At 69.7% G+C, this 20,246-nt stretch carries 16 protein-coding genes; 10 read left to right on the forward strand and 6 right to left on the reverse strand.

The window, feature by feature from the left end; translation table 11 throughout:
* Positions 1 to 16 precede the first annotated feature (16 nt).
* Positions 17 to 580, forward strand: a complete 564-nt coding sequence (locus tag FZ025_RS12905; RefSeq protein WP_046977925.1) for an adenylate kinase — start codon at positions 17 to 19, stop codon at positions 578 to 580.
* A gap of 537 nt (positions 581 to 1,117) precedes the next feature.
* Here the strand turns inward: FZ025_RS12905 and FZ025_RS12910 are convergent.
* Positions 1,118 to 1,267, reverse strand: a complete 150-nt coding sequence (locus tag FZ025_RS12910; RefSeq protein ID WP_158185568.1) for a hypothetical protein — start codon at positions 1,265 to 1,267, stop codon at positions 1,118 to 1,120.
* Here FZ025_RS12910 and mpl point away from each other — a divergent pair.
* Both mpl and FZ025_RS12920 read left to right on the forward strand, forming a co-directional pair.
* Positions 1,266 to 2,753: a UDP-N-acetylmuramate:L-alanyl-gamma-D-glutamyl-meso-diaminopimelate ligase gene (gene mpl / locus FZ025_RS12915; protein ID WP_046977926.1), complete on the forward strand. Its 1,488-nt coding sequence runs from the start codon at positions 1,266 to 1,268 to the stop codon at positions 2,751 to 2,753. The genes FZ025_RS12910 and mpl overlap by 2 nt on opposite strands.
* A gap of 19 nt (positions 2,754 to 2,772) precedes the next feature.
* Positions 2,773 to 3,357 carry an LON peptidase substrate-binding domain-containing protein gene (locus FZ025_RS12920; RefSeq protein ID WP_046977927.1) on the forward strand — a complete coding sequence of 195 codons (585 nt, stop codon included), beginning with the start codon at positions 2,773 to 2,775 and terminating at the stop codon, positions 3,355 to 3,357.
* 57 nt (positions 3,358 to 3,414) lie between these two features.
* Here FZ025_RS12920 and FZ025_RS12925 read toward each other — a convergent pair whose 3' ends face one another.
* The 4 genes from FZ025_RS12925 to FZ025_RS12940 all read right to left on the reverse strand — a co-directional run bounded on the left by FZ025_RS12925 (position 3,415) and on the right by FZ025_RS12940 (position 10,687).
* The gene (locus tag FZ025_RS12925) at positions 3,415 to 3,924 is read right to left on the reverse strand and encodes a hypothetical protein (protein WP_046977928.1); all 510 of its coding nucleotides are present in this window, start codon (positions 3,922 to 3,924) and stop codon (positions 3,415 to 3,417) included.
* 39 nt (positions 3,925 to 3,963) lie between these two features.
* A complete protein-coding gene (locus FZ025_RS12930; RefSeq protein ID WP_046977929.1) occupies positions 3,964 to 7,164 on the reverse strand; it encodes a LamG domain-containing protein in 3,201 nt (1,066 codons plus the stop codon).
* Positions 7,161 to 8,150, reverse strand: a complete 990-nt coding sequence (locus FZ025_RS12935) for a hypothetical protein (RefSeq protein WP_158185569.1) — start codon at positions 8,148 to 8,150, stop codon at positions 7,161 to 7,163. Before FZ025_RS12935 ends, FZ025_RS12930 begins: the two co-directional genes overlap by 4 nt.
* Before the next feature lie 518 nt (positions 8,151 to 8,668).
* Complete coding sequence (locus FZ025_RS12940) at positions 8,669 to 10,687, reverse strand: bifunctional DedA family/phosphatase PAP2 family protein (protein WP_046977931.1); 2,019 nt, start codon at positions 10,685 to 10,687, stop codon at positions 8,669 to 8,671.
* Positions 10,688 to 10,735: 48 nt separating this feature from the next.
* On the opposite strand from FZ025_RS12940, the gene FZ025_RS12945 reads away from it, so the two are divergent.
* The 7 genes from FZ025_RS12945 (at position 10,736) to FZ025_RS12975 (ending at position 18,911) form a co-directional block, all read left to right on the forward strand.
* A complete protein-coding gene (locus FZ025_RS12945) occupies positions 10,736 to 11,410 on the forward strand; it encodes a serine/threonine-protein kinase (protein WP_046977932.1) in 675 nt (224 codons plus the stop codon).
* Positions 11,411 to 11,537: 127 nt separating this feature from the next.
* The gene (locus FZ025_RS12950; RefSeq protein WP_104558156.1) at positions 11,538 to 12,353 is read left to right on the forward strand and encodes an SDR family oxidoreductase; all 816 of its coding nucleotides are present in this window, start codon (positions 11,538 to 11,540) and stop codon (positions 12,351 to 12,353) included.
* A gap of 160 nt (positions 12,354 to 12,513) precedes the next feature.
* Positions 12,514 to 13,674: an ROK family transcriptional regulator gene (locus FZ025_RS12955; RefSeq protein WP_386268752.1), complete on the forward strand. Its 1,161-nt coding sequence runs from the start codon at positions 12,514 to 12,516 to the stop codon at positions 13,672 to 13,674.
* 150 nt (positions 13,675 to 13,824) lie between these two features.
* On the forward strand, positions 13,825 to 14,247 hold the full coding sequence (locus tag FZ025_RS12960) for a VOC family protein (protein ID WP_046981335.1): 423 nt from the start codon (positions 13,825 to 13,827) through the stop codon (positions 14,245 to 14,247).
* 483 nt (positions 14,248 to 14,730) lie between these two features.
* On the forward strand, positions 14,731 to 15,906 hold the full coding sequence (locus tag FZ025_RS12965; RefSeq protein ID WP_046981333.1) for a glycosyltransferase: 1,176 nt from the start codon (positions 14,731 to 14,733) through the stop codon (positions 15,904 to 15,906).
* On the forward strand, positions 15,903 to 17,588 hold the full coding sequence (locus FZ025_RS12970) for a glycosyltransferase family 39 protein (RefSeq protein WP_158185570.1): 1,686 nt from the start codon (positions 15,903 to 15,905) through the stop codon (positions 17,586 to 17,588). The genes FZ025_RS12965 and FZ025_RS12970 overlap by 4 nt, the downstream gene beginning before the upstream one ends.
* A 90-nt stretch (positions 17,589 to 17,678) precedes the next feature.
* A complete protein-coding gene (locus FZ025_RS12975) occupies positions 17,679 to 18,911 on the forward strand; it encodes an acetylornithine transaminase (protein WP_046979720.1) in 1,233 nt (410 codons plus the stop codon).
* 429 nt (positions 18,912 to 19,340) lie between these two features.
* Here the strand turns inward: FZ025_RS12975 and FZ025_RS12980 are convergent, their stop codons facing one another.
* Positions 19,341 to 19,958, reverse strand: a complete 618-nt coding sequence (locus FZ025_RS12980; protein ID WP_244292536.1) for an HAD-IA family hydrolase — start codon at positions 19,956 to 19,958, stop codon at positions 19,341 to 19,343.
* Between the last annotated feature and the right edge of the window lie 288 nt (positions 19,959 to 20,246).

Here is a 20,246-nt window from a genome sequence, read left to right on the forward strand (position 1 = left end):
TCGAGGAGTCAGGTTGATGCGATTGGTTCTGTTGGGACCGCCCGGATCGGGCAAGGGCACGCAGGCGGCCCGCCTGAAGGACAAGCTGCAGATCCCGCACATCTCCACCGGCGATCTGCTGCGCGCCGAAGTCGCCGCCGGCACCCCGCTCGGCGTGCAGGCCAAGGAAGTGATGGCGCGCGGCGACCTGGTTTCCGACGACATTCTGCTCGGCATGCTCGAATCGCGTCTCGGCCGCGACGACGTCGCCAACGGTTTCATCCTCGACGGCTATCCGCGCAACCTGGCCCAGGCCTCGGCGCTGGACGAACTGCTGGCCAAGCTCGGCCAGCCGCTGGATGCGGTGGTGCAGCTGGACGTGGCCACCGAGCTGCTGGTCGAGCGCATCGCCGGCCGCGCCAAGGCCGAAGGCCGCGAAGACGACAATCCCGAGTCGGTGCGCAAGCGCCTGCAGGTGTACAACGATTCGACCGCGCCGGTGATCGGCTTCTACGACAAGCGCGGCACCCTGGCGCGCGTGGACGGCGTCGGCTCGCTGGACGATGTGCTGGCGCGCATCCTGGCGTCGATCGACCGCTGAGGCGGCCCCGTGCCGCGCGGTCGCCGCCGGAACCTTCTGCGTTGCGTTGATCGCGGCTGAGTCGCTCCTGCGAAGCCTCGCGCTTGGCCGGCCGGCTGCACTGTAGGAGGGGCTTCAGCTGCGACCGCATCCGCAGCCAGAACCCTCTGCGCTGCGTTGGTCGCGGTTGAAACCACGCCTAAAAAAGCTAAGGGCGCGCGGCCAACGTGCTGGGTGCGCGCAGGGCTTCGGCCCGACCGGGGCGGTGGCGAACTCCAGTTGCCGCGCGTCCGCGCCACGGGATCGGCAAGCCTCGCTCTCCACAGAATCCAACCGCATCCGCCGCCAGCGGCAGGCCGGGCCAAACCGCGCCTCCCGCCACGCGGGGACGCGGGCGGGAGGCCGGAAACCGTTAGGTGCCAGCGAACGGGCTTGCTCAGGGCCCCGCAACATGAGCTCCCTTGGGGATGGCCTCTTGGGGAGTAGGACCGTAGGGATGCTGCGGCTGGCCCGTTCATTTTCGATGTCCGCTCTCGATTTGCCTATCGGGAACTTTCTTCAGGTCGTGTAGGGGATTGCCTGCTTGACGCGATCGCCGTTGCGCACCGCGGCGAGCGCCGGCGTGCGCCCGCCTGAGCTGCGGCACGGCGCCGGTCGTCGCTGCGCGCCGGTTTGCGCGCGTCGGGGGATCGGCGACAATCGGTCCATGAGCAAGCTCCATATTCTCGGCATCGCCGGTACGTTCATGGGCGGTGTCGCCGCGCTGGCGCGCGAACTCGGCCATGCGGTCGAAGGCAGCGACCAGGCGATCTACCCGCCGATGTCCACGCAACTGGAACACCTCGGCATCGCGCTGAAGCAGGGCTACCTGCCCGAGCACATCGGCGCCGACTGCACGCAGGTGATCGTCGGCAATGCGCTGTCGCGCGGCAATGCCGCGGTCGAGGCGGTGCTGGATGCCGGCCGCGCCTACACCTCCGGCGCGCAGTGGCTGAGCGAGCGGGTGCTGCCCGGGCGCGACACGCTGGCGGTGGCCGGCACCCACGGCAAGACCACCACCAGCAGCATCCTGACGTGGCTGCTGCAGGCGGCCGGCCGCGAACCGGGTTTCCTGATCGGCGGCGTGGCCGAGGATTTCGGCGTGTCCGCACGTTTGGGCGGCAAGGCGTCCGCGGCCGGCGGCGCGCCTCGCGGCCCGGCAGCGGCGGTCGATGCGAACCGGCACGCGGCGGCCGCTGGCGGCTCTCGGGCAGAGGACGGCGCAAGCGTGGCGGTGGCGGAGCGGCCGCTGTTCGTGGTCGAAGCCGACGAGTACGACACCGCGTTCTTCGACAAGCGCAGCAAGTTCGTGCACTACCGGCCGCTGGTGGCGATCCTCAACAATCTCGAATACGACCACGCCGACATCTTTCCGGATGTCGCCGCGATCCAGCGCCAGTTCCATCACCTGGTACGCACCGTGCCGCGGCGCGGGCGGCTGATCGTCAACGGCGAGGACGCGCATCTGCGCGAGGTGCTGGCGATGGGCTGCTGGACCCCGGTGGAGCGCTTCGGCTTGGATCCGGCGTTCGAATGGAGCGCGCGCCTGCTGGCGGCCGACGGCAGCCATTTCGCGGTGCTGCACCGCGGCCAGGAGCTGGGCGAAGTGCGCTGGCCGCTGCTCGGCCGGCACAACGTGATGAACGCGCTGGCGGCGCTGGCCGCGGCGCACGCGGTCGGCGTGGCGCCGGCGCCGGTGCTGCCGGCGCTGGCGCAGTTCCGCAGCGTCAAGCGGCGCCTGGAAGTGCTCGGCCAGGCGCAGGGCATCACCGTCTACGACGACTTCGCGCATCACCCCACTGCGATCCGCACCACGTTGGAAGGGCTGCGCGCGAAGCTGGGCGCGGCGCGCATCGTGGTGGCGATGGAGCCGCGCAGCAATTCGATGCGCCTGGGCGCGCATGCCCAAGCGCTGGCGCCGGCGCTGGACGCGGCCGATGCGGTGGTGTTCCTGCAGCGGCCGGAACTGGCCTGGGACGCGGGCAAGGTGATCGCCGCGGTGCGCGGCCAGGCCTGTGCCGCAGCGGACGTGGCTGCGCTGCTGGCGGCGCTGCAGGCGCAGGCGCGCGCCGGCGACCATGTGGTGTTCATGTCCAACGGCGGCTTCGACGGCGCGCCGCGGCGCTTCCTGGCGGCGCTGCAATGCGCGCGCTGACGCAGTGCGGAGCGCGCGCATGAGCGAAGACGAGCGCAGCACGCTGCCGCTGTTCCCGCTGCATGCGGTGCTGCTGCCGGGGGCGTCGATCAGGCTGCGCGTGTTCGAACGCCGCTATCTGGACCTGGTGCGCGAATGCGGCCGCAGCGGCGGCGGTTTCGGCGTGTGCCTGATCCTGGAGGGCAGCGAGACCGGCGCGCCGGCGCGGCCGGCGGCGTACGGCACCGAGGCGCGCATCGTCGATTTCGACGTCGGCGCCGACGGCGTGCTGGTGCTGCGCCTGCGCGGCGAACGCCGCTTCCACGTGCTGCGCAGCCGGGTCCGCGACAACGGCCTGGTGGTCGGCACCGTGCACTGGCGCGAGCCGGACGAGGACGACGAACTGCAGCCGCAGCACGCGCTGTTGTCGACCGTGCTGGACAGCATCCTCGACCAGGCCGCCGAGGCGTATCCGGTGGCCGGCCCGCGCCTGCTCGACCAGGCCGCCTGGGTCGGCTGGCGCCTGGCCGAACTGCTGCCGCTGAACGAGCGCCAGCGCCTGGCGCTGCTGCAGGAAGACGATCCGCACGCGCGGCTGGAGCAGTTGCTGGCGTGGATACCTTAAGGGCGTGTCATCCATTTCCGGCGGCGAAGATCGCAGCGGACAGAGCGATGGCGCCTGTCAATTCAGCGCCTGCCTTCGATGCGCCAGGAGCGCTTGATCGAGCGCCAGGGACAATTCCACGACCGGATTGTCGGCCGGATCGATGGCGCCGGAAGAGATGACGCGGACCCGCGCCAGGCTGTTGGAGCGGGTGAAGAGCAGCATGGTGGCCAGTGCAGGATCATCGCAAAACCTCAAATCTCCCACCTGCAATGCCGAGCGGGGACATGCGGGCAGGCAGACCACGGTCAGCTGGGAAAGCAGCGTCAGCAGCAACTGGCGTGCCGCCTCCGATGTCGGCCGGTGATAGTGGGTCGCCTGCAGCAGATGCGCGCGTGCGGTATCGGAATAGTAATCGATGAAATCGCGCGTACCCGGCAGCGCTTCGCGTTGCTCGAATGTAAAGCGGCCGATGCGTTTCGTCTGCGGAACGAAATATGCGTGCGCTGGATCGTCGGATGCCGGCCATTCTTGAAATCGATACGTGGCGGCGGCAGAAGTTTTCAGTTGTTCGTCGATGCTGATCATGTTTTTCTCCCGAGCAATGCGAGGCGTATCCGCCAGCGATCAGAAAACACGGCGGTGACCCCATTGGGTGTTGGCTGCGGACCCGCAAGGAATGCATTTGCCTATGCCGTCGGCGCTGTTGGCGCAAAGCCGCGACCGATAGGACATCGTGGGGTATGGCGTGGGGATGGGAAGCGCCGGGATGGCGGCTTCCACCGAAAATGTCATGGGCGTTGGCAAGGTCGGCATGCTCTGTCCCGGCCATGGCGTCGTCGATCCATCGACCTGCAGGCAGGCGTCGTAGATCGGTTCGTCGCCGCCGCCGAATCCTCTCCATGCGACCTCATGGTAGGAAAAACGGCCCTGGCTTGGGCGTCCGGGGAATGTGGGGCCGAACGCATTGGAGCCTATTGCAATGATCGTGTTGGTCGCAAAGCCGTTGCCTTGAGGGTCTTTCATCACTGCCGCGAAAAGTTCGCATCCAAGCGCATTGGCGAACGTGGTCACGATGGTGGCGCAGTCCGTGCAATTCACCGTTCGTGGGCTGAAGGCCGATCCGCTCAGAAAGCGGACGAATGAACTCAGATTGAATTGGCTGCTGCCGTTGACGATTTCGACATAGGAAGCCGCGCCGCGGACGTTGTCGTAGCTGAGGCCGCTGTTGTTGACCCAGGTGGTGATGGCCGCCGCCGCGGCGTCTGCCTGCAGGGCGCCTTGCGCCCACTGGCATGCGTGCTCCAGAACGCTCTGCCACACGCGTTGGGTATTGTCGCCGAACTCTATCCAAGGAAAAGTCGGCCGCTTCAACGCGACGTAGATCCTGTGGTTGGTCGTGCCGAAATCGAATGGGGCTGGGCCAATGGTTCCGTTCCAGGCCAGGGTCGCGTTGCTGACCCGGATGCCGCCCAGCGCGATGCCATTGTTGGCGAACTGGAACTGGATATAGCCGGAAACGCCATTGATGAATGCGACCTCGACCGTATTGCTTTGGCCGAATTCGACGCTGCCGGTCGCCTGGATGTTTGCGGTGCCGTTGAATTCGGCCTCGGCGGCGAACCGCGCCTGTATGCAGATGGTTCTGGTGTCGTCAAGCAGATACCAGCCGCCAGGGCATCTGCTCGCATCGACGGCGGCCAAGCGAGCGACTTGCGGATCGGCGTAGAACGCCAGCGAATTGCGCAGGGTTTGGGTCGGGTCGAAGGCCAGCCGCACCTCCATGATTTGAATCAGCGGCAACGGATCGACTGGATCGGGGCTTGGTGGAGGTTGCGGTTTGCTCTTGTAGACCGTGGCGAAGGCCAGCGCGGTCGACGCGAGCGAGACGACCCATGCCGCCACGGTGATGCCGGAAAACACCAGAATGAGCCTCGCCACGACTCTGAGCAGCGCCCAGTATCCGACGCTCACCAGCAAGCCGACCAGAATACGCAGATAGCCGCCGTTGTAGAGCTGGCGGACGATTTCGAAAATTCCGGCGCCGGTCATGGCGGCGCCGAGCGACAGGTTGGCGGCTATTTTGGGGTCGGTCAGGATCTTCCCGATATAGGCCCTGCCCTGCTGGGTGAAGTCGCATTTCAGTCCGCTGACGAGGTCGACCACGCCGAAGACGACGGTGAAGACCAGCTGTGCCTTCCAGACCGTGATGTCGTCGTTGGGCAGGCCCACGGCGCGGCCTGCTTCCCAGCGCTTCCCGCCTTGGTCGACGTAAATGATGTGCGCGTCGCCCTGGATCTCGGACGAAATCATGAAGGGCAAGGCCTCGCTGCGGGCAAGGTCTGCAACGATGGTTGCGGTCCAGGCGCGTTGCGCTTTCACGTGCGGCGAGTCTGCGTCCAGCGCCGAGCTGGCCGCCTCCAGTTCGGCATTGAGCGCGGCGATCAGGTCCTCACGATTGGCTGGATAAGTGGAGGCGGTGGTCTGGCGCGGCCGGCGGCTTGTAAACGCGGCGCCTGGAACGACCGTCTGCGCGGAGACGCTCGCGATTTGCGTATCGATTCGGGCGCCATCCACCAGTCCGATGGGATGGCCATCGACCAGGTTGCGCGCAGGCGACAGGGTGAAATCGTAGTGGGCGAGCAGTCCGGAGGCATCGACGGGCGGCGCGGCTGCCAGATGCAACTGGATATCTGCGGCAGTCAGCGCAAGATTCCAGACGTCGACGCTGGCGATGTACCCTTGCAGCGGCGTGGCGCCGGTGGGTTGTCCCACGCTGCGCGCCGCACCGATCACCAGGTAGCTGCTCTCGGCGGCTTCGGCAATGGGGCCGAACGCTTTGCTGGCATCCAATGCGCCATCGATGTAGAGGCAAAGCGTGGTGCCATCGAAGGTGGTGGCGATGTTCGACCACTGGTTGAGGGGGATGACCGCGGTGGAGGTCAGCGCATCGCCGACCCAGCTCGCGCCGCGCTCGGAAATGACGTTGAAGCCGTTGCTGCCGTTGTAGCGGAGGAACAGGCCCATGCCACTGGAATCTTCGATGTCTCCGTTTATGAAGATGTATTGGTCGTTGCTGAGGCTGCTGTCGCTGATATAGACATCGGCCTGGACGGTATAGGGATCGATCAGGCCGCCGCCGGGGTTGACCTGCTTTTGGTAAAGCGGGCGAGCGTACGACGTGGCCTGCAGCCTGAGCGCAGGGACCTCGCTGATCATTGCGGCGGTGCCGGCCACCGCGACCGGGAACTTGTTGCTTGACTGGTCGCATGGCGGATTGACGCTGAAGTCGTAGTCGAAAACGACCGTGGCATCGTCGATGCCGGCATACATGTACGCCAACACCTGATCGGAGGTGAGCGCCACGTTGAACGCACGCACGCGGCGTATTTCGCCCTCGAACAGATTGCCGATCACGATGTCCGCCGGTGCCGCGCCGGGGCTTCCGCCGATGCCGATGGGGCCGACGATCAGCGCGCCGTCGATGTACAGGTAGACCTGCGAACCGCTGCAGGTGACGGCGAGCGCCTGCCAGGTGCCCTGCAGCAGCGGCGCGGTGGTGGTCACCGCCGGCGCCATGCCGGAGATCAGCAGGGCCAGTTCCGCACCGCTCGCGCCGAACTCGAAGATCCCGGCTTGGCTGACGATCGGCACGAACGGCATGTCTTGTGAGAGTGGCAGCGACTTGAAACGCACCAGGGCGTCGATCGAGAACGGAAAGGATCCATTCAGAACCAGACTCGAAACAGGAGAACTCACCGTGCCGGCTGCATCGAGTTGCAGCGCGAGGGACGTGTTGGCAGGCATGTACGGCGATGCCTGGCTCATGTCAGCGTCTCGCGCAGCACGAAAGTGAAGTCGCCGACCGGCACCAGCAGGCCGTCGTTGGCGCGCATCTTGTCCGCAAGCGCGAAGTCCTTCCAGGGCCGTCCAAGTGCCGCGAGCGGAGAGTCGGCAGCCGGCGCGAAGAACGCCTGGGTCTGCAGGCTGGCGCGGTCCGGCCACTTGGGCGCGGAAACGGGCAGCGTGGCCCAGGTCACGATCACCACCGCGGCGCCGGGATCGCATATCGAGGAGGCCGCCTGCATCTGCGGGTCGGTGGTGAACGTCCAGGTTTCGTCGATTTTCAACGCCGCGCAGGTGATGCCGAAGGTGGTGCCGATCGGGAAACCCTTGGCGCACAATTCGAATGCGACCAGCGCCTGTCCGCTTTGCGGGTTCTGGAATGTCTGCGGAACTTCGTAGGTGCGCGCGGGATAATCCATCACCAGGTCCATGTTGCGCATGGCGACGTTCTGGTTTGCGTGCACCCACGTGACATAGTCGTCGAAGCTGGAGAACGTGCTGGGCAGCGTCGGTGTCGCTGTACTGGACGCGATCGCCACGTAGCACATGTGCGGGCTGGTCGTGGTGCCGTCGAGCACGAAGTAGTCGGCGCCTGCGACGATGCCGTTGGCGTCGGTCGAGGCGAGGGGGGAGCAGGTGTTTCCTTTATCCGTGCGCAGCGCGTTGTGGGCCCAGTCGGGCGTGTTCAGGAACAGCGAGGCCGGCGAGCGGTACAGGGAAATGCACCATCCTTGCTGGGTCGTGTCGGTCAGATTCTGCGCGCGGACGTAAATGGGATTGATCCGCGAGCCGGCTTCGGCCGGGACGTTCATGTCCCGCGTCCAGGCGAAAGGCGTGGCGAATTGCTGGGGGTCGGCGATGAGCGGCGAGGAGATGATGTCGGGCGACTGGCTCCAGTAGCCTTTCGAAGGCGCGATGCCGGAGTCGGACAAGGAGTCGCGCACCAGAAATCCATTATAGGTAGGCATTTTGCAGGGTTCCCATGAGGCGAATGGTGATCCGCTGTGCGTCTGCGGATCGGCAAGGAGGTGCTTGCGAAGCAGGTGGGAAGGTCACTATTTGCGCTGTGCGGAGGCTGCAGCGCCATCGCCATGGGGTCGGCCTGCGTGTGCCGGGTCATGCTTGTGCAGAAGCAAGACGTCAATCGGGAAGGATTGCAGCGTCGACCATGGCGCTCGGCCAAGGGCAACGATGCGAGGGTTGCCGCGTTCGATAGTACATGAGTGCTGTTACAGGCAAGCGCGGCTGCAGGCGGGAGGGCGCCGCACGCACGCACGGCGCATGCGTGCGGCGCTGCCGACGCCGGCATGGTCAGCGCAGCGCGCTGCCGCCGGTCCGCAGGCCGCGTGCCCGGCCATGGCGCTTGCTGCGGCGACTCACCTGCGCCAGCGCCAGCGCCGCGGAGGGCGGCATCGCTGCGTGGCGATGCGCCTGGTCGCATCCGCCGCGCTGCCGTGGCCGGCGATGCGCTGCTTGCGGTTGGGGATCAGTGCGCGTCGCTGGCCGGCGCCGCGCCCTCGCTGCGCACCAGCAGCACCGGCACATCCGCGGGGCGATGCATGTCCTTGCGCGTGGGCAGCGCGCGCAGCGCATCGGTGACCGCGTTGAGCGCCGGATCGGCGCCGCGCAGCGGGCGCCACAGGCCGATCAGGTTGAAGTGGCGTTCGTAGCGCAGGCTCTGCGCGCTGCCCAGCCACAGCGGCACGTTGCCCGGTTGCAGCCGCGCCGGCGCCGGCCACAGGCGCAGCGCGTACAGCTCGCCGGGGCGCGGGCCGGGGCGCAGCATCAGCAGCGATTCCACCTGCGTGTCCAGCGTCGCCGGCAGCACCGGGACCTGTTCGGTCCGGGCCTTGTAGTTGAGCAGTTGCAGCGCCTGTTGCCAGCCGGCCTGCGCCTGCACGCGCCAGCCGGCGGCTTCGAGCCGGCGCTGCAGCGGCGCCAGCGGTCCGGCCACCTGCAGGTCCAGCGGCCAGCGCTGGTCGTCGTCGAATTCGTTGCGCCGCGACGGTAGCCGCCGCCAGTCGTCCTGCCACCATGCGCTCCCCGGCAGCTCCATCGGCGGCGGCGGCGGCGGTTCGAACTTGGCCAGCTTGCGCTCCAGGTCGCGCGGCGCGTACCACAGCGCGGCGGCGACGAAGCCGCCATAGAACAGCCAGGCCAGCGGCTTCATCCAGAACGCGCGGTTGAAGCGGCGGCGGTAGGCGATGCCCAGCACCAGCAGCCAGAAGATGCCGAACAACATGCCGCCGATCACGTCGCTGAGCCAGTGCGCGCCCAGGTACAGGCGGGCGAAGCCGATCAGGGTCACCACCACGCCCGACAGCAGGTACGGCCACACCCGCGAGCGCCCGGGCAGCTCGCGCGCGATCAGCACCGCGAAGAAGCCGAAGCTGATCGTGGCCATGGTCACCGCCACCGACGGGAAGCCGAAGCCGCTGCTGGCCGCCAGCGGGCGCACCACGTGCACGGTGGTGCCGAGCAGCTTGGTCAGGGCCAGGCCGAAGGCCAGCGCCGCCAGCCAGTGCGCCGCGGCCATCCAGCGCCGGCGCCAGATCAGGTAGCCCAGGCCGAGCGTGGTGGCCGGCACCAGCACCTGCCAGTCGCCGAGCGAGGCCAGCGCGGTCATCGGGTAGTCGGCCAGCGGGTTGCGCAGCGCCAGCATCAGGTCGTGCACGGCCAGGTCCAGCCGCAGCGGCTCGCCGTGGCCGACCACCACCATCAGCAGCGCGAACCAGCCCCAGCCCAGCGCCAGCAGCATCACCGCCAGCATCGCCAGCGGCACCGACTCGCGCCGCTGTGGGTCGAATGCCGCGATCGAGTAGCGGCCCAGCAGCGGGTGCCGGCGCGACCAGTCCAGCCCGCGCGCCAGCAGCGCGTCCATGTGCCCGGCCGACCAGCGGTAGCCGGACAGCACGATCGCCCAGACCAGGCCCAGCGCCAGCACCAGCAGGCCCAGCACCAGGAACAGGCGCCCGGCGACCGCGGCCACCGCGTCGTAGGCCTGGCCGAGCAGCCAGCCCGGGCCCAGGAACAGCAGCGCCCAGGTCACCGCGGCGACGCTGCTGGCGAGCAGATAGCGGCGCAGCGGCATCTTCATCATCCCCGCCACCGCCGGCACGAACGGGCGGATCGCGCCGACGTAGCGCGCCACCAGGATGCTCTTGAAGGCATTGCGGCGGAACATCGCCTCGCCGCGGTCCAGCAGCTGCGGGTAGCGCCGGAACGGCCAGTAGGTGCGCAGCTGATGGCCCCAGCGATGGCCGACCCAGTAGCTGAGCGCGTCGCCGGCCAGCGCGCCGAGGGCGGCGCTGGCCGCCGCGTACGGCCCGGAAATCTGGCCGAGGCCGATCAGCACGCCGATCGCGAACAGCAGCGGCAGCGCCGGCACGATGGTGCCGAGCACGATGACCGCGTCGCAGAACGCGATCGCGAAGATGACCGCGCCGGCCAGGAGGGGATGCGCTGCGACCCACTCCAGGGTGGCGTCGATCCATGATGCATTCATGCGGGGATTATAAGTGTGCGAGTATGGCGTTCCGCTTAAACTGGCGCGATGACACGCGCCCCGGCCGCTTCCACCCAGATCCTCAAGTCCGACAGCTTCGGCCGCATCCTGCTGGTGCGCGAGGCCGACGGCCACGGCCAGCGCGTGTTCGTGCGCCGCGACCTGAGCGCGGCGCCGTGGTGGCTGCGCCTGCCGGCGTGGTGGCTGGCGCGGCGCGAGGCGCGGGCGTTGCGGCAGCTGGCCGGCATGGCGGCGACGCCGCAGCTGCGCGGCTGGGACGGCACCTTCCTGGACCGCAGCTACCTGGCCGGCGACGCGATGTACCAGCGCCCGCCGCGCGGCGACCTGGCCTATTTCCGCGCCGCGCGGCGCCTGCTGCAGCAGGTGCACCGGTGCGGCGTGGCGCACAACGACCTGGCCAAGGAAGCCAACTGGCTGGTGCTGGAGGACGGCAGCCCGGCGCTGATCGATTTCCAGCTGGCGGTGCGCGGAGCGCCGCGCTCGCGCTGGATGCGGCTGCTGGCGCGCGAGGACCTGCGCCATCTGCTCAAGCACAAGCGCATGTACTGCCGGCACGCCCTGACCCCGGTCGAACTGCGCCTGCTCAAGCGCCACTCCTGGGTGCGCGCACTGTGGTTCGCCACCGGCAAGCCGGTGTACCGTTTCGTGACCCGGCGCATTCTGAAGTGGGAAGACAACGAGGGGCAGGGGCCGAAGCCCTGAGGGGCCGGGAGTGGGGAGTGGAGAATGGGGAATCGGAAAGGCGGGCCGCGTGCGCGTTTGGTTCGATGGGGATGCGGTGAGAAGGCGCTAAGCTCTTCCCATTCCCGATTCTCCATTCCCGATTCCCATGACCTTAAACGGCAAAACCCTGTTCATCACCGGCGCCTCGCGCGGGATCGGCCTGGCGATCGCGTTGCGCGCGGCGCGCGACGGCGCCAATGTGGCGATCGCGGCCAAGTCGGCGGTGCCCAATCCGAAGCTGCCCGGCACCATCCACAGCGCGGCGGCGGCGGTCGAGGCGGCCGGCGGCCGCGGCCTGGCGCTGAAGTGCGACATCCGCGAGGAGGAGCAGGTGCGCGCCGCGGTCGCGGCCACGGTGGAGGCGTTCGGCGGCATCGACATCCTGGTCAACAACGCCAGCGCGATCTGGCTGCGCGGCGCGTTGGACACGCCGATGAAGCGCTTCGACCTGATGCAGCAGGTCAATGCGCGCGGCAGCTTCCTGTGCGCGCAGGCCTGCCTGCCGCATCTGCTGCAGGCGTCCAATCCGCACATCCTGACCCTGGCGCCACCGCCGTCGCTGGACCCGAAATGGTGGGCGCCGCATACCGGCTATACGTTGGCGAAGATGGGCATGAGCTTGGTGACCCTGGGCCTGGCCGGCGAGTTCGGCCCGCAGGGCGTGGCGGTCAATGCGCTGTGGCCGCGCACGCTGATCGCCACCGAGGCGCTGAACATGATCCCGGGCGTCAGCGCGGGCAACGGCCGGCGTCCGCAGATCATGGCCGATGCGGCGCACGCGGTGCTGACGCGCAGCGCGGCCGGGTTCCACGGCCAGTTCCTGATCGACGACGAGGTGCTGGCCGCGGCCGGGGTGCGCGACCTGTCCGGCTATGCGCTGGACCCGGCGCAGCCGTTGCTGCCGGATCTGTTCCTGGATTGAGCGGCGCCGCGTTGGTCCGCGCTTACGCGGCGCCGCGGCGACATGCTTGCTTGCCGCGTGCGCGCCCAAGCACGGCGTGGCCTAGCCTGATCGCGTTCACAGGCCCTAAATATTTCACCATTGCCCGGTATGCTTTCCCGACCTTCCGCCGACCTCGCTCATGCTCGCTCCCGTCGCCGTCTCGCTGCCGCGCGCTTCCCGCCCCGTCCATGCCACGCATGCCGATCTCAGCGACAACGAGCGGCGCATGCTCGACAGCCTGCGCCTGTTCGGCACCGTCACCCGCGCCGACCTCAGCCGCATCACCGGGCTGACCGTGCAGTCGGCGGTGCGCCTGATCGATGGCCTGGCCGGGCGCGGGCTGGTGCGCATCGGCGCCTCGCTGGCGCACGGCGGCCGCGGCAAGCCGGGTGCGGCGATCGCGCTCAATCCCGCGCATGGCCATACCGTCGGCTATTCGATCGCCACCGACGCGTTGGCGCTGGCGCTGCTGGACTTCAGCGGCCAGGTCCGCGCCAGCGCCGAGCATCCGCTGCGCTCGACCGAGCCGGCAGCCTTGCTGGCGCAGCTGCGCGCGGCCGACGCGGCGCTGCTGGCCGCGGCCGGACGCGGACTCGGGCCGCGGCTGGGCGCGGGCGTGGCGATGACCGGGTTCTTCGTCGACGGCGCCAAGCGCATGAATCCGCCCGATCCGCTGCGCGCGCTGGGCGAACTGGCGATCGGCGACTGGCTGGCCGACGCGCTGGGCCTGCCGGTATGGGTGGACAACGACGGCAGCGTCGCCGCGGTCGGCGAGAGCCTGCTCGGGGTCGGCCGCCAGTACCGCGATTTCGCCTACCTGTATTTCAGCTACGGCCTCGGCGGCGGCATGGTGATCGACGGCACCTGCCTGCGCGGCGCGCACGGCAACGCCGGCGAGTTCGCCGGCATGTTGCCGGGGCAGGGCCTGGAGCGCGCCACGCTGGAGCTGTTGCGGCAGATGCTGATCGAGGACGGGGTGGTGCTGGCCGACATCCGCGCGCTGGTGGCCGCCTACGATCCGGCCTGGCCGACGCTCGAGCGCTGGATCGCGCGCGCGGTGCCGGGCCTGTCGCTGATCGTCTCGGCGATCGCCGCCGCGTTCGATCCGCAGGCGGTGGTGTTCGGCGGGCGCCTGCCGCGCGACCTGGCGCTGCGCCTGATCCCGCAGCTGCGCATCGACAACCAGCCGCGCCGCGGCCAGGCGCGGCCGCTGCCGGTGCTGCTGCCGGCGGCGGCGATGGCCGACGCCAGCGCGGTCGGCGCGGCCACGCTGCCGTTGAAGGCCTGCTACTTCCGCTGAGCGGCGCCGCGCCTGCGGCGTGTCCGCGCCTGCACGCCGCGGGCGCTAGCCTATGCGCCTGCGCCAGGACTTCGCTGTCGCGCGCCGTGGCGGCAGCGGCCGCAAGGCGCGGCGGTCCTGCCCGTTCCCCCATCCACTGGAGTTGTCGCGATGAAATACCTGCACGCCATGATCCGCGTCCACGATCTGCAGAAGACCAGCAAATTCTTCACCGAGGGCCTGGGCCTGAGCGAGACCCGGCGCATCGACAACGCGGCCGGCAAGTTCACCCTGGTGTACTTCGGTGCGCCGCAGAACCCCGAGGCCGAAGTCGAGCTGACCTGCAACTGGGACTCGGACGAGGACTACGGCAGCGCGCGCAACTTCGGCCACCTGGCGTTCGAGGTCGACGACATCTACGCGCTGTGCGCGCACCTGCAGGCGCAGGGCGTCGTCATCAACCGCCCGCCGCGCGACGGGCGCATGGCCTTCGTGCGCAGCCCGGACCTGATCTCGATCGAACTGCTGCAGAAGGGCGAGGCGCTGGCCGCGGCCGAGCCGTGGGCATCGATGCCGAACACCGGCGTGTGGTGACTCGCCGCCGCCGCGCGCGTCGGATGCACTGCGCGCGGCAGCCTGCTTCCCGCTGAATCCGGTGTCGCGCGCGCTGGCGCCCGCGGCACGCGCCTTGGCTGCATTCGGCTTCCGATAGAAAGCGTGCGGCCGCTGGCGCCAGGCCGGGTCGCCGGCCAGCATCCGATGCAAACAACGCGGCCGCGCGGCCTGCGCTTCCCGTGTGCGGCGCGTGCCGTCGTGCCGCCGGCCTGGCGCAGCGCGGCCATGCTGCGGCGGCCGCGGCGGATCCGAGCGCTGTCCGTTCATCGCCGGCGCCGGGCGTGCCTGCCGGCGGCGGCCGATGGAGGGTTTTTCCTGGCGTTCGCCGCCGCCCGCATCCACGCATGACGCGATGTTCCGGCGCGTGCGCGTGCGTGCGTGCCGCCGACATGCTGCGGCAAGCCGCCGCCACATTCGCTGCAGACCCTTCGGCGCACGTCCCTGCGCCCCTGGATACTGCCCATGCCCTCGTCTTCGCCCACCACGCTGCAGCCCGCGCCGACGGTCTCCATCGTCATCTGCACCTTGAACGAACACGAGGCCATCGGCCCGGTATTGCGCGAACTCGCCGCACACCTGCAGCACATCGACTACGAAGCGATCGTGGTCGACGACTCCGACGACGAACGCACCGCGCAGGCGGTGACGGCGTACGCGGCCGCCAATCCGGCGGTGCGCCTGCTGCGCCGGCGCGGCGGCCGCGGCCTGGCCTCGGCGGCGATCGCCGGCTGGGACAGCGCCCGCGGCCGCTGCCTGGCGCTCATGGACGGCGACGGCCAGCACGATCCGGCGCTGATCGCGCGGATGCTGCGGCGCATGCACGACAGCGAGGCCGAGGTGGTGGTGGCCAGCCGCTATCTGCAGGCGCGCGCGTCCGGCCTGGGCCGCTGCCGGCATGCGCTCAGCCGCGTCGGCGTGCGCCTGAGCCAGGCGCTGCTGGCGCTGGGCGTGGCCGATCCGATGAGCGGCTGCTTCCTGATGCGGCGCGCCTGGTATCGGCAGGTGCGGCCGCAGCTGTCGGGCGTCGGCTTCAAGATCCTGGTCGATGTGCTGGCCTCGGCGCGGCGCCGCCCCTACACGGTGCAGGTGCCGACGCAGCTGCGCCGCCGCCGCGGCGGCGCTTCCAAGCTCGACGCGCGGGTGCTCGCCGAACTGGCCGCGCTGCTGCTGGAGAAGCGCACGCGCGGTTGGCTGCCGGCGCGGATGAGCCTGTTCTTCGCGGTCGGCTGCAGCGGCATGGGCGTGCATCTGCTGGCGCTGGGCGTGTTGCTGACGCTCGGCACGGCGTTCTGGCTGGCGCAGTTGCTGGCGATCTGCGCGGCAATGGGCTGGAATTTCCTGTGCAACAACCTGCTGACCTTCCGCGACCGGCGCCTGCGCGGCATGCGCCTGCTGCGCGGCATGGCGATGTTCTATGCGGCCTGTTTCGGCGGCGCGATCCTGAGCGAACTGATCGCCAGCGGCCTGCATGCGCTGCAACTGCGCTGGTGGCTGGCCGGTGCCGCCGGCGCGCTGGCCGCGGGCGGATGGAACTACTCCGCCGCCAAGCGGACCGCGTGGCGCCCCGAGCAGGTGGCGGTGGATGCCGCGGCGTGCCACGAGACCGCGGCGCCGGCGCCGCTGGCGATCAAGGAATGAGCGAGATGCGCGCCGCCGCCGCCGCTGCCGCACCGCGCTGGCCGGCGCTGGCCTTCGCCGCGATCGCCGCCTGCGCCTGCGGCTTTGCCTTCGTCGGCCTGGGCGCCAGCGACTACTGGATCGACGAGCTGTACACCCTGCACGTGATGGGCCACGGCCAGGGCCTGGCCGAACTGTGGCGGCGCGCGCTCAGCGACACCCACCCGCCGCTGTACTACGTGCTGCTGTATGCGTGGAGCCAGCTGGCCGGCGACAGCGAGGCGGCGCTGCGCCTGCCCAGCGCGGTGGCCGCGGTGCTGGCACTGGGCGTGTTCGGGGTGGGCCTGCGGCGGGTGTTCTCGCCGGCGGCGCTGGCCTTCGCCGTGGCCGCCGGCGCGGTGTCGGTGTTCTGGTTCGAACAGAGCCAGAACGCGCGCAGTTACGCACTGTGCCTGCTGCTGTCGGCCGGCCTGCTGACCACTGCGGTGGGGTTGCAGCGGCGCGTGCAGGCCAGCGCCGCGTTTCCGTTCGCGCACTGGGCCGCGCTCAGCGTGCTGGGGCTGGGCGCCAGCCTCACCCATTCCTACCTGCTGCTGTGCGTCGGCATGCTGCTGCTGTTCCTGGTCGCGACGCAGCGCGATCTGCGTCTGCGCGCGGCGCTGCTCGCATCCGGCGTGGCGATCCTGGCAGTCAATGTCGCCTTCGTGCTGCTGTTGCTGCACGCCACCCAGCAGGACGTGCACCAGCTGTGGTTCCGCAACGACGCCCGGTTCTTCTACGGCCAGCTGCGCAGCGCCAGCCGCGACCTGCTCTCCGGCGGCACCGTGCTGGCCGTGCTCGCGCTGCTGGGCAGTTGGCTGTGGCGGCGCCTGCGCGCGATCGCGCACGATCCGGGGCGCACGCGGGCGCAGGCCGACTGGGTCGCGGCGCTGTGCGGCGGCGTGCTGGCCGGCATGGTGGTGAGCGGGATCGCAGTGAGCCTGGCCATCGCGCCGTCGTTCTCCGCGCGCAACCTGCTCACCGCCGCGCCGTTCGCCTGGGCGTTGCTGGCGCGGCTGTACGACGCGGCGGGGCCGAGCGCGCGCAGCCGCGGCGGGCGCATCGCCGCGGTCGTGCTGATCGTGCTGGTGGGCGCGCAGTTGTGGCTGCTGCGCGGCCGGCCGCTGCAGCGCAACGAGGCCTGGCGCGGGTCGGCACAGGTCGTGCAGCGCTTGCCCGGCTGCCGCGAGGTCGAACTGCCGGTGGTGCTGCCGTACAAGTTCGGCCCCGCCAGTGCGCCGTACCGGGCGCTGGCCGAGCAGGACTTCTTCGGCCACTACCTGCGCGCCCATCGCCTGCGCGCCTATACGCCCGACGAACTAGCCGGGCACGCTGCCGCGGACGGCCTCGCCGCGCGGCTGGCGGCGCGCGCGCAGGCGGCCGCGGGCGGTGGCTGCGCGCTGCTGGCCTGGGGCGTGCACGACCTCAACCCGACCACGGCGCTGCAACTGGCGCAGGACCTGGCGCGGCTGCCGGGGGTGGCGCCGAACCGGGTCGTGCTGCGGCCGCTGCTGCACTGGCGGCGGCGTGGGCTGGGCTGGCGCCAGGTTGCCGGCGGCTTCGTGTTCCTGGCCGCACCGCCGCTGCGCGCCGGGCAGGCGCCGGCCGCCGGCGCGTGCGCAGCGCACTGCGCCGCTGCGCCGAACAGCGGCGCTGGACCGTAGCCGCGGCGGCACGCGTCGGACCGTTCGCGGCGGCCGCCACGCCGCGCGGCGGTCTTATACTCATGGGCTGTCTCCCCCAGGAATCCTTCGATGACCGCTTCCTCCGCCGCGGACCTGATCGCCCTCGGCCAGCACTACTACCTGCCGATCTACCGCCCGCGCCAGTTGGTGCTGGAGCGCGGGCAGGGCGCCAAGGTGTGGGACAGCGAAGGCCGCGACTACATCGATCTGTCCGCCGGCATCGCGGTGTGCGGACTCGGCCACAACGATCCGGACCTGAGCGCGGCGCTGCTCGAGCAGGCCGGCAAGCTGTGGCACACCAGCAACGTGTTCTACAGCGAGCCGCCGCTGCGCCTGGCCGAGGAACTGGTCGCCGCTTCGCGCTTCGCGCGCAAGGTGTTCCTGTGCAACTCCGGCAGCGAGGCCAACGAGGCGGCGATCAAGCTGGTGCGCAAGTGGGCCGCCAGCCAGGGCCGCGCGCCGGACCGGCGGGTCGTCGTCACGTTCCGCGGCAGTTTCCACGGCCGCACCCTGGCTGCGGTCACCGCCACCGCGCAGCCGAAGTACCAGCAGGGCTACGAGCCGCTGCCCGGCGGCTTCCGCTACGTGGACTTCAACGACATCGTGCAGCTGGAAACGGCGATGGCGGCTGGCGACGTGGCCGCGGTGATGCTGGAGCCGGTGCAGGGCGAGGGTGGGGTGATGCCGGCCGCGCCGGGCTTCCTGGCGCAGGTGCGTGCGCTGTGCGACCACCACGGCGCGCTGTTGCTGCTGGATGAGATCCAGTGCGGCATGGGCCGCACCGGCACGCTGTTCGCGCACTGGCAGGACGAGGTGACGCCGGACATCGTGACCCTGGCCAAGGCGCTGGGCGGCGGTTTTCCGATCGGCGCGCTGCTGGCCGGGCCGAAGGTCGCCGAGACGATGCAGTTCGGCGCGCACGGCAGTACCTTCGGCGGCAATCCGCTGGCCGCGGCGGTGGCGCGGGTGGCGCTGCGCAAGCTGGCCTCGGCGCCGATCGCGGCCAATGTGTCGCGGCAGGCGGCGGCGCTGCGCAAGGGGCTGGCCGCGCTCAACGAGGAGTTCACGCTGTTTTCGCAGGTGCGCGGGCGTGGCCTGATGCTGGGCGCGGTGCTGAATCAGGCGCATGCGGGGCAGGCTGGGGCGATCCTCGATCACGCTGCTGCGCAGGGGTTGTTGACGTTGCAGGCCGGGCCGGATGTGTTGCGCTTCGTGCCTTCGTTGAATATCACCGATCAGGAAGTGGCCGAGGGGTTGAAGCGGTTGCGGGCTGCTTTGCAGGCTTATGTCGGGAAGCGTTGAGTTGATTGGTAGTGTTGGTCGTCTAGTTGTGTGGCAACGGCAGCGGCAGCGGCAAGAGCAGTAGCAAAGCTTTCGCGCTTTGCGCGAGTCACTTTTCTTTGCTTGTGCAAAGAAGCGCTTCACAGCAGCCGAAGGCTGATCAAAGTAACCAAAAGAAACACCCCCCCGGGCGGCACACCCGCGCTGCGCGCGGGTCCGCAAGCAGGACGGGAATTTTCGGAAGGCACATCCATGTGCCTGCCGAAAACGACGCGCATCCTGCGCGTCGCCCCCTGCGGGGGTTTTACCCGCCCTGCTTGCTGTGCCTCACGGGGGACAACAGCTGAAAAGCAACCACAACGACAACCGCACGGCACGCAACAGCAGCAACAGCAACAGCAACAGCAGTAGCTGCTGCAATGACTAATCTGTTGCGCGCATGCGCAGTGCTTACGCCAGCCCGTGCCGCGCCAGGGCGCGGCGCAGGGCGCGGGCGCCGCTGGCGGTTTCGGCGGGCATGCCGAGCGCGCGGGCGCCGCGCACGTTGACGAACAGGTCGTCGATGAACAGGGCGTGCCGCGGGGCGACGCCGAAATGGTCGAGCGCGCGCCGGTAGACTTCGGCCTGCGGCTTGCGTCCGCCGAGCGCGCCGCTGCACAGCACGCGCCCGTGCAGCAGCGGGAACAGCGCTGGTACGATCTGCGCGATCGCCTGCGCCATCAGTGCGCCGTTGTTGGTCAGTACGCCGATGTCGATCCTGCCGGCCAGCGCAAGCACGCGTTCGATCACGGCGGGATCGCCGCGGCTGCCGGCCACCCGCGCGGCGATCCAGTCGGCCTCGTCCACGCGCGCGCCCAGGCCCTGGCCTAGCCGTTGCAGATAGTCGGCGGTGGCGATGTCGCCGCTGTCGTAGGCGGTTTCCAGTCCGGAGGCGAACAGTACCTGCCGCACCCGCGCCGGATCGCAGCCGCAGTGGACGGCCAGGTGCGCGATGCGCGCCGCGCGCGCGTAGGCCGCCAGCACGCCGTCGAAGTCGAGCAGCAGCAGCCTGGGGCCTGGATGGATCAACGCGGTCACCGTATTTGGCGCCGCATGCAACGGCGCGGCTGGAACATGGGGCGAGTCCGGAGCATCGGCCACCGAGATTAACCCAGTACCCGCGGCGGCGCATGCCACTACCCGCGGCATGGCGCGCGCGCCCCCGCCCACCCGCTCGCTGCGCACCTACCCGTCGGATCCGATCGCCTGGCCGTGCGCGCTGGCTATGGTCGCTGCATGCCGCGATCGCGGCGCCACCGGTCGGGAAGCCGGTGCGCATCCACGCCACATCCACGTTATCTCGCACGTTATCTCGGG

It is taken from the genome of Xanthomonas hyacinthi (assembly GCF_009769165.1).
Taxonomy (GTDB): Bacteria; Pseudomonadota; Gammaproteobacteria; order Xanthomonadales; family Xanthomonadaceae; genus Xanthomonas_A; species Xanthomonas_A hyacinthi.

Coding starts and splice junctions, on each gene's coding strand:
- FZ025_RS12905 (WP_046977925.1), top strand. CDS start 17: ATGCGATTGGTTCTGTTGGGACCGCCCGGATCGGGCAAGGGCACGCAG.
- mpl (WP_046977926.1), top strand. CDS start 1,266: ATGAGCAAGCTCCATATTCTCGGCATCGCCGGTACGTTCATGGGCGGT.
- FZ025_RS12910 (WP_158185568.1), bottom strand. CDS start 1,267: ATGGACCGATTGTCGCCGATCCCCCGACGCGCGCAAACCGGCGCGCAG.
- FZ025_RS12920 (WP_046977927.1), top strand. CDS start 2,773: ATGAGCGAAGACGAGCGCAGCACGCTGCCGCTGTTCCCGCTGCATGCG.
- FZ025_RS12925 (WP_046977928.1), bottom strand. CDS start 3,924: ATGATCAGCATCGACGAACAACTGAAAACTTCTGCCGCCGCCACGTAT.
- FZ025_RS12930 (WP_046977929.1), bottom strand. CDS start 7,164: ATGAGCCAGGCATCGCCGTACATGCCTGCCAACACGTCCCTCGCGCTG.
- FZ025_RS12935 (WP_158185569.1), bottom strand. CDS start 8,150: ATGCCTACCTATAATGGATTTCTGGTGCGCGACTCCTTGTCCGACTCC.
- FZ025_RS12940 (WP_046977931.1), bottom strand. CDS start 10,687: ATGAATGCATCATGGATCGACGCCACCCTGGAGTGGGTCGCAGCGCAT.
- FZ025_RS12945 (WP_046977932.1), top strand. CDS start 10,736: ATGACACGCGCCCCGGCCGCTTCCACCCAGATCCTCAAGTCCGACAGC.
- FZ025_RS12950 (WP_104558156.1), top strand. CDS start 11,538: ATGACCTTAAACGGCAAAACCCTGTTCATCACCGGCGCCTCGCGCGGG.
- FZ025_RS12955 (WP_386268752.1), top strand. CDS start 12,514: ATGCTCGCTCCCGTCGCCGTCTCGCTGCCGCGCGCTTCCCGCCCCGTC.
- FZ025_RS12960 (WP_046981335.1), top strand. CDS start 13,825: ATGAAATACCTGCACGCCATGATCCGCGTCCACGATCTGCAGAAGACC.
- FZ025_RS12965 (WP_046981333.1), top strand. CDS start 14,731: ATGCCCTCGTCTTCGCCCACCACGCTGCAGCCCGCGCCGACGGTCTCC.
- FZ025_RS12970 (WP_158185570.1), top strand. CDS start 15,903: ATGAGCGAGATGCGCGCCGCCGCCGCCGCTGCCGCACCGCGCTGGCCG.
- FZ025_RS12975 (WP_046979720.1), top strand. CDS start 17,679: ATGACCGCTTCCTCCGCCGCGGACCTGATCGCCCTCGGCCAGCACTAC.